5 protein-coding genes and 1 tRNA gene are annotated in these 8,131 nt (G+C 70.3%); 3 read left to right on the forward strand and 3 right to left on the reverse strand.

Translation table 11 applies throughout. The annotated features are described in order from the left end of the window. Window positions 1–15 precede the first annotated feature (15 nt). Together uvrC and B5G02_RS06370 are read right to left on the reverse strand one after the other, a co-directional pair. Window positions 16–2,136, reverse strand: coding sequence for an excinuclease ABC subunit UvrC (gene uvrC, locus B5G02_RS06365; RefSeq protein ID WP_094335619.1), 2,121 nt, complete (start codon window positions 2,134–2,136; stop codon window positions 16–18). 13 nt (window positions 2,137–2,149) lie between these two features. Beyond that, window positions 2,150–3,121 (reverse strand): lipid II:glycine glycyltransferase FemX, encoded by a 972-nt coding sequence (locus tag B5G02_RS06370; protein ID WP_094335620.1) that lies wholly within the window; start codon window positions 3,119–3,121, stop codon window positions 2,150–2,152. A 133-nt stretch (window positions 3,122–3,254) separates the two neighbouring features. On the opposite strand from B5G02_RS06370, the gene B5G02_RS06375 reads away from it, so the two are divergent. Continuing rightward, window positions 3,255–3,329: transfer RNA gene (locus B5G02_RS06375), tRNA-Thr, on the forward strand. 70 nt (window positions 3,330–3,399) lie between these two features. On the opposite strand, the gene B5G02_RS06380 is transcribed toward B5G02_RS06375, so the two are convergent. Further along, window positions 3,400–5,145 (reverse strand): hypothetical protein, encoded by a 1,746-nt coding sequence (locus B5G02_RS06380; protein WP_094335621.1) that lies wholly within the window; start codon window positions 5,143–5,145, stop codon window positions 3,400–3,402. Between the two features lie 242 nt (window positions 5,146–5,387). On the opposite strand from B5G02_RS06380, the gene B5G02_RS06385 reads away from it, so the two are divergent. Next, the gene (locus B5G02_RS06385) at window positions 5,388–6,632 is read left to right on the forward strand and encodes an ATP-grasp domain-containing protein (RefSeq protein WP_094335622.1); all 1,245 of its coding nucleotides are present in this window, start codon (window positions 5,388–5,390) and stop codon (window positions 6,630–6,632) included. A gap of 45 nt (window positions 6,633–6,677) precedes the next feature. Next, a complete protein-coding gene (locus B5G02_RS06390; protein ID WP_094335623.1) occupies window positions 6,678–7,883 on the forward strand; it encodes a DegT/DnrJ/EryC1/StrS family aminotransferase in 1,206 nt (401 codons plus the stop codon). Window positions 7,884–8,131 lie beyond the last annotated feature (248 nt).

An 8,131-nucleotide genomic window follows, 5' to 3' on the forward strand; every position in this document is an offset into this window, starting at 1 on the left:
TACCGCGAACGGGGCCTACTCCTGCGCGCCCTCGGCGTCCCCCGCGCCCGCGGGCTCTGCGCCCTCAGGCTCCGCGCTCACGGCAGCGGGTTCCGCGCCCACGGCGCCTTCGGCGTCCCCCGCGAGCTCGCGCTCCCACGCGCGCAGCGTGTCGTACACGGCCTGCGCCACCTGATCGGGCACGCCCTTCACGGCGGCGATGTCCTCCGCGCTCGCCGCGCGCAGCCGCTTCATGGAGCCGAAATGCCGCATGATGGCCTTCTTGCGCGTGGGGCCGACGCCCTCCACCTCGTCGAGGATCGATACGGTCATGGCCTTGTCGCGCAGCTCGCGGTGGAAGGTGATGGCGAAGCGGTGCGCCTCGTCGCGCACCTGCTTGATGAGGTAGAGCGAGGCCGAGCCGTTCGGCAGCACGACGGGGGCGTCGTCCCAGGGGACGAACACCTCCTCGTCCGCCTTCGCGAGGCCGCAGACCGGGATGTCGAGCCCGAGCGCCTCGAGCTGCGTGAGCGCGGCCGTGAGCTGGGGCTTGCCGCCGTCGACCACGAGCAGGTCGGGGCGGCTGCCGAAGCGCTCGTCCGCCATGCGCTCGGGAGCGTAGCGCCGCCCGAGCACCTCCTGCATGGAGAGGAAGTCGTTCGCCTCGCCCGTGATGCTCCGCACGCGGAAGCGCCGGTACTGGCTCTTATCGGCCCGGCCGTTCGTGAACACCACCATGGAGGCCACCGTGAAGGCGCCGTGGATGGTGGAGATGTCGAAGCACTCGATGCGCAGCGGCGGCGCGGGCAGGGCGAGCGCGCTCTCGAGCTCCAGCAGCGCCCGGTTCGCGCGGTCGTCCGCGTAGCCGGTGCGCATCATGTAGCGCATGAGGGCGTGGCGCGCGTTGCGCTCGCAGGTCTCGAGCAGGTGGCGCTTCTCGCCGCGCTGCGGGCGGTGCAGGCGGCACACGCGGCCGCGCTTCCCCGTGAGCCACTCGCCCAGAAGCTCGGCGTCCTCGAGCTCCACCGCCACGTCCACCTCGCCGGGGATGTCCGAGGTCTCGTCGTAGTAGCGCTTGATGAAGCCCGACACGAGCTCCTCCTCGCCCACGTCGAGCCCCTTGTCGAGGATGAACTCGCAGCTGCGCTGCATGCGGCCGTCGCGCACGGCGAACACGCAGGCGCCGGCGATCGTCTCCTCGCGGAAGAACCCCACGACGTCGATGTCCACGCGCGAGGGGAAGACGACCTGCTGGCGGTCGTCCAGGCCGTCGATGACCTCGAGCCGGCGCTTCACGCGCGCCGCGCGCTCGAAGTCGAGGTCCGCGGCGGCCTCGGCCATCTCGGCCTTGAGCTCGTCCACGACCTCGCCGCGCCGGCCGGAGAGGAACCGCTCCACGCGGCGCACGGAGCCGGCGTACTCCTCGGGCGTCACCGCGCCCACGCACGCCCCCGGGCCGCGCCCCACGTGGTAGTCGAAGCACGGCCTGCCCTTCTGCGCGCAGATGAGGCCGATGATGTCCTCGTCGCCCGCGTGCGCCTCGATGAGCCGGCGCGTGCGCTTCCACTCCGCGCACGACGCGCTGCAGATGGGGATGACCTTGCGGATGGTGTCGATGACGTCGCGCGCGGCGCGGCTGTCGGTGTAGGGGCCGAAGTAGCGCGTGCCGGGCTTGTGCTTCTCGCGCGTGTACTTGATGGCGGGGTAGACGTCGCCGCGCGTGATGGCGATGAAGGGATAGCTCTTGTCGTCCTTGAAGTCGACGTTGAAGTACGGGCGGTACTGGCCGATGAGCTCGCGCTCCAGGACGAGCGCCTCGTGCTCGGAGTCGACCACGATGTAGTCGAAGCTCTCCACGAGCTGCATCATGAGCGGGATCTTCGCGCGCTCGTCGGCGAGCGTCACGTACTGGCGCATGCGGGCGCGCAGGTTCTTGGCCTTCCCCACGTAGATGATCGTGCCGGAGGCGTCCTTCCACAGGTAGCAGCCGGGCTGCGTGGGCACCTGCGCCACCTCGGCGGCGAGCCGGGCGAGGTGCTCGGCGGCGGTGCCGGGGGCGGGGGTCGCCGCGCGGGGCGCGTCCGGAGCGGGGACGCCCGCGTCCCCGTTCGCGCCGGCCGGGCGCATGGGGTCGCTCATGGAACCATCGCGTCGCATCGACGGCCCCGCGCTACTTGAAGAGGCGGCGATAGAGCTTGAGCGCGGCGTCCCACACGCGGTAGAGCGGCGAGAGCGGGCGGTCGTACGCACCCATCCACACCGTGGGCTCGCCGGCGAACAGCAGCTTGAACGTGCTCACGCCGCCCTCGAGCAGGCCGTTCAGGTCGTAGAGCGCGCTGCCCGACTCCTTCGCGGTGCAGATGGCCTGCCATTTGAGCAGGTAGTTCGCGCGCAGGCGCTTCCCCTCGTCCGTCACACCGCCCCAGAGCTCGAAGGCCGTGCCCGAGGTGGCGATGTTCCACAGGAAGGCGAGCGGCCGCCCCTCGATCTCGGCGAGGAACACCTGGTTCACGTCGGCGCACGCCTCGAAGGCCGTTCGGTAGTACTCGTCGGAGTGGAGGGCGAAGTCGTCCGTGTCCGCCGTGTGGTGGTAGATGTCCATGATCGCGTCGAGGTCCGCCGCGGTCGCGCGGCGCACGGTGACGCCGGAGCGCCCCGCCTTGCGGATGTACTGGCGCGCCTTCTTGGAATGGAGGCCGGCCATGATCTCGTCCTCCGTGGGCGCGAGGCCGATCGCCGCGGTGCGGGGCAGCACGATCTGCTCGGACGACTGCCAGCCGCGGCCGAGCTCGACCGCGCCCGGGGCGATGGCCGGGTCGATCTTGAGCGACACGGCCGAGACGTTCGCCTTGCACCACGCCGCGATGTCGTCCGCGACCTGCGGGACGTCCGCCGCATGATCGGTCACCGGGCCGCGCGGGGCGTAGCAGATATGGCCGAAGGGCCAGGGCAGCTTGCGCACGAGCACCTGCGCGGCGCCCGCGAACGCGCCATCGCGCTCGACCACGATGCGCCGGGCGCTCCACGAACCGGTGCGCGCCTTGAGCTCGCCCCAGCCCCATGCCTGCATGGGGTGGCCGGCATGCGCCTCGATGAGCTCGTCCCATGCGCGCTCGTCCGTGACCTCGCGGTATTCGACCATGACCTCTGCCTTTCCTCGATTTCAACCGCTTACTCTACCATGCTGCCCCAGGCGGGCGCATGTAAAATAACCCCTGGGGTGTTTTTACATATTGCGCGAGCGCGGGGCTTAGGTATAATGAGCAGTTGCACACGCCGATGTAGCTCAACGTTAGAGCACCGGTCTCGTTTTCCGGGGATGCAGCGTTCAACTCCTGCCATCGGCTCCATCGCTCAGCTGGCCGCCTCCGGGCGGCTTTTTTCATGCGCCGAGGGCATGCCGCGCGGGGCTCGCCCGCCCTACGCCGTGCGGTACCGCCAGATGCACACGTCCTCGTCGCCCGAGGTCGTCTCGCCCAGGGTCTCCACGCGCTCGGCCTCGACCGCCTGCCCGCTGTGCTCGCTCAGGTACGTCGCGATGAGCTCCGCCTGCTCGGGGTAGCTCGCCGTCACCATGTCGTCGTTGTCGATGAGGTTGAGCAAGAAGCCGTCGCGCGTGAGCCCCTCGCGCGTAAGGAAGGTCTCCCACGAGGGCGTGTAGTATTCGTAGCCGCCGATAAACACCGCGTTGTCCGGCTGCCGCCAGGCGTCGAAGGAGAAGATGTCGTCGTTCATGACGATGCCCTGCGTGTTGGTGAAGAGCACGAGCTGATCCTCATGGGATGCGAGGTACGCCTCGGTGTTCGCGGTGAGCTCGTTGCCGAGCGACGCCTGCAGCGGCCGGACGTAGGTGACCCACAAGAGGCCGAGGACGGCGGCGTAGGCGAGCACGCCGGCCGCGGGCACCACGCGCCCCAGGAAGACGCCGAGCGGGCGCTCCGCGCGCGGGTCGCCGCCCCGCCGTGCCGGGATGAGGCAGCACACCACGAGGGCGAAGAGCGCCACGATGAAGACGGGCAGGAACACGTGGATCTTGAGGCGCGCCCTGAGGAAGATGAGCAGGAACTCGGCGAGCGCGAGCGCGGGGATGGCCCACGCGACCGCGCACGCCCCCGCGGGGAGGCGCCTAGCGGCGCAGATGAAGCCCGCCGTGGCGGCGAGCACCACCAGAAGCCCGAAGGCGAACGCCGTGAACGACACGCGCGCGACCATGCCCGCGAGCATCGTCGCGAGGCCGTAACCCTCGACCACCCCGTCGAGCGCCTGGAACGTCTCGAGCGAATAGGTGTCGGCGTCCACGAAGATGAACTCGTAGATCATGTCCACGTCGGTCTGCGAGAGCTCGGGCGCGACCTGCTGCACGTCCTCGTAGTCCACCACGGGATAGTCCGCGACGGCCTGGGCCGCCTTGAACGTCTGCTGGAACTCCTCCCAGCCCGGGGTGATGCGCCAGGCCACCTGGCCAGCGGCGTACGAGAGCCCCATGGCCGCAACCACGCCGACGGCGAAGGCCATCATCCGCGCGTTGCGGTTGCACGCGAGCGCCCACACCAGGAAGGGCACGAACAGCACGAGGGCCGCCGCACCCGATTCCGGGCGCAGCGAGAAGCCCTCCACGATGAGCGCGAAGGCGAGGACGTCGGAGGCGCGGAACCCCTGCGGCCGGCAGAAGGCCGCGCGGCGCAGCACGAGCACCACGCCCGCCGCGCACGCGATGAACGCGACGATCGTGTACGTGAGGTACACCGTGGCCATGACCTCGCAGAGCGCGAGCGCGCCCGCCAGGAACACCTTGAGCGGCGCGGGCACGCGCGCCGAGACCGCCGTCACCCCCACCGCGGCGAACGAGATGGCGATGAGGCCGAGCAGCGCCACGGGATACCACGGCACGGCGGGCAGGAGCGCGTACAGCCACGAGATGGGCGCGCTGAACCCCACGAGCGAATAGAGCATGAGGAAGCCGGGCGTATCGAGGTAGGCGCCGCGCGCGTAGAGGTCCTGCATGAAATCGTCCGGCATGGCGTACTTCGGCACCTGGACGAGACAGATGAGCGCGACGATCGCCACCGAGACGGCGAGGCACGCCGCCACGGTGCGCGCGCTCGCCGCGGCAGGTTCGTCCTGCGCGCGCTCGACGGGTTTCACATGCTTGCCGATCTCTGCCATGGCGACCTCCTTCGTCCACCCGCATCATACAACACCGCGCGGACACCGCGGCGCGGGCGGCGCGCTATCGCCGCACCGGGCGCATCGGGGCCGCGCCCTTCCCGCGCGCCCTCCCCTCTCTGGAGGATTCGGGTAATTCCCGCAGCGCCGTGCCGGTGGGCTATAATCGCCCGTGACCACGCGGCCGGCGGGAGCTCCCGCGCCGCGCCCGAACGAGCACCCGACCGATTTCGGAGACATATATGCCTGCATCCGCAACGCCCACGCGCACCGACTTCATCCCCATCGTCCTCGGCGGCGACATCGGGTCCTACGCGCTCATCCGCGAGTTCCACGAGGCGTTCGGCGTGAAGAGCATCGCCATGGGGCCGGGCTTCATCGGCGCGATCGTCCACTCCAAGATCGCCGAGACGCACCTCATCGACGCCTATACCGCAGGCCCGCTCCTCGCGGGGCTCGAGGCGGTGCACGCGCGCTTCCCCGAGCAGCGCATCGTGCTCGTCGCGAACACCGACCCGCTCATCGAGACCCTCGAGGAGATCCACGGCGACCTCCCGTCGTACGTCTCGTGCACCATCCCGCCGCGCGCAGCGTTCGACGCCGTGTGCGACAAGGGCACCTTCGCCCGCCTCTGCCGCGAGCACGGGCTCGAGGCGCCACGCACCGAGGTCGTGCGCCTCGCCGGCACGGAGCCCATCGCGCCCTCGCAGATCCCCTTCCCCGTCGTGGCCAAGCCGGCCGTGTCCGCCGGGTACTACGACACCCTGCTCAAGGGCTTCAAAAAGGTGTACTACATCACCGCCCAGGCCGAGCTCGACGAGCTCTGGCGCGACCTGCGCGCCTCGGGCTTCACGGGCGACTTCCTCGTCCAGGAGCTCATCGGCGGCGATGACACCTACATGGACTCGCTCACGCTCTACATCGGCCGCGACGGCAAGCCGCGCCTGCTCGGCGCCGCCCAGGTGCTCCTCGAGGACCACGCGCCCGCCATGCTCGGCAACCCCGTCGCCATGGTCATCCGCGAGAAGCCCGAGCTCTGGCGCCGCGCCGCCGCGCTCCTCGCCGACGCCGGCTACCGCGGCTTCGCGAACTTCGACGTGAAGCGCGACCCCGCGACGGGCCGCGAGATCTTCCTCGACTGCAACCCGCGCATGGGGCGCAACTCCTACTACAACGTCGCCGGCGGCGTGAACCCCATGGAGGTCCTCGTGCGCGACGCGATCGACGAGGCGGAAGACGACGTGCGCATCGCGGGGGCGCCCGCCCTCTACACGCTCGTGCCGCTCTCGCTCCTGCGCCGCTACGTGCGCGATGAGGAGCTCCTCGCCGAGGTGAACGACCTCATCCTGCGCAAGCGCGTGTTCGACCCCCAGCGCTACGAGGCCGACCGCGGACTGCGCCGCATGATCGACGTCGAGCTCACCGAGAAGAACCAGATCAGGAAGTTCGCGCGCTACTACCCCGAGGCGACCGATACCTCGTTCTAGCCCCACCGCCGCCGGGGCGCGGATCCAGACGAAAGGATGCAAGCGATGCCGCAGCAGCATGAGACCACCGACGCCCTCTGGAACCTGCGCGAGGCGTTCGCCCGGCGCACGGGAACACATGCCCGGGACTGGCACCTCGTGTTCAAGGCGCGCTACGGCATGCGCGAGGTGTTCCGCACGCTGCGCGAGGAGCGCGGGGACGGGCGCGTCGTCACGACCCTCTTCACGGGCTGCACGGCCGTCGACTCCATCACCTCGGCCGGGCTCACGCCGGGCTACGCGGACATCGACCCGGCGATCCTCACCGTCGACGCCGAGGCGCTCGCGCTGGACGAATCCGTGCACGCCGTCATCGACCAGCATTCCTACGGCATGATCGACGAGGCGAAGAGCGCCGCCTGCGCGGCGAAGGCGCATGCGGCGGGCGCGCTCTACGTGGAGGACAGCGCGCACTGCGTGGCCCGCATGGCCCGCGACGCCTCCGGCGTCCCGCTCGCCGACATCTCCATCCACTCGATCGGCATCGAGAAGCAGCTGGGCGTGGGCTTCGGCGGCGCGATCTGGGTGAACCCGGACATGGAGGACCAGGCGCTCCGCGATGCGCTCACGCGCGCCTTCGACGCGCTGCAGCCGCTCCCGGGGCGCATCGACGCCGCGGCGCAGCATTACAGCCTGCAGAACCGCGTGCTCGCGCACCTTCCACACGGCTTGAGCCACTCCCTGCGCGCGCGCCTCACGGCGAGCGGGCGGCTCGAGCCCCCCGTGGCCGACATGGAGCGCGCCGGGCGCCTCCCCTACCCCGGCTACCTTCCGAGCCCGCGGATCGCCCAGTGCGTCCTCGACGCCTTCCCCACGCTCGACGCGGACGAGGCGTGCCGCAGGGAATGGACCCGCGGCTACCTCGAGGAGCTTGGGAACCTCGACGGCCTCGAGATCCCGGGCGCGGTGTACGGCACGGCGCGCGACCAGTCGCTCATCCGCTTCCCCATCGTGCTGCCGAGCGAGGAGGCCGCCGACCCCCTCATCGCCGAGCTGCGCGGCTCCGGCCTGTACTGCGTCGATTGGTACCGCATGCCGTTCTACCCGGGCGCGCTCGACCTCTCCGCCTACGGCATGTCGAAGGATGACCCGAGGTACCGGGCGTTCCGCGCGCGCTACGGCGGCGTCGTGGGGCTCCCCACCGACATCGACATCATGCGCCTGCCCGAGGCCGTCGCGATCGTCCGGCGCCACATCGAGCGCCGCGCGTAGCGCCATATCAGCACCGCGCGTAGCGCCATATCGAGGGGCGGAGCGCCGTCGCGCTTCCCAAATGACGCGAAACGAACGGTTTATACGGGGGTAGCCGAGTAGCCGGCAAAGCGGCGACTCGGCTACCTGCACTGATAATTTGCAATATGGTCGTACCGCCGTTCGGCGGATACCATGTCGGTACGCGGCGCGGTGACCCATCTACCTGCTGGCGCCCCCGCGGGGCCGCCTTCAAAGCGACCTGTCCC

The sequence above is a fragment of the [Collinsella] massiliensis genome, from assembly GCF_002161605.1.
Lineage (GTDB): Bacteria > Actinomycetota > Coriobacteriia > Coriobacteriales > Coriobacteriaceae > Enorma.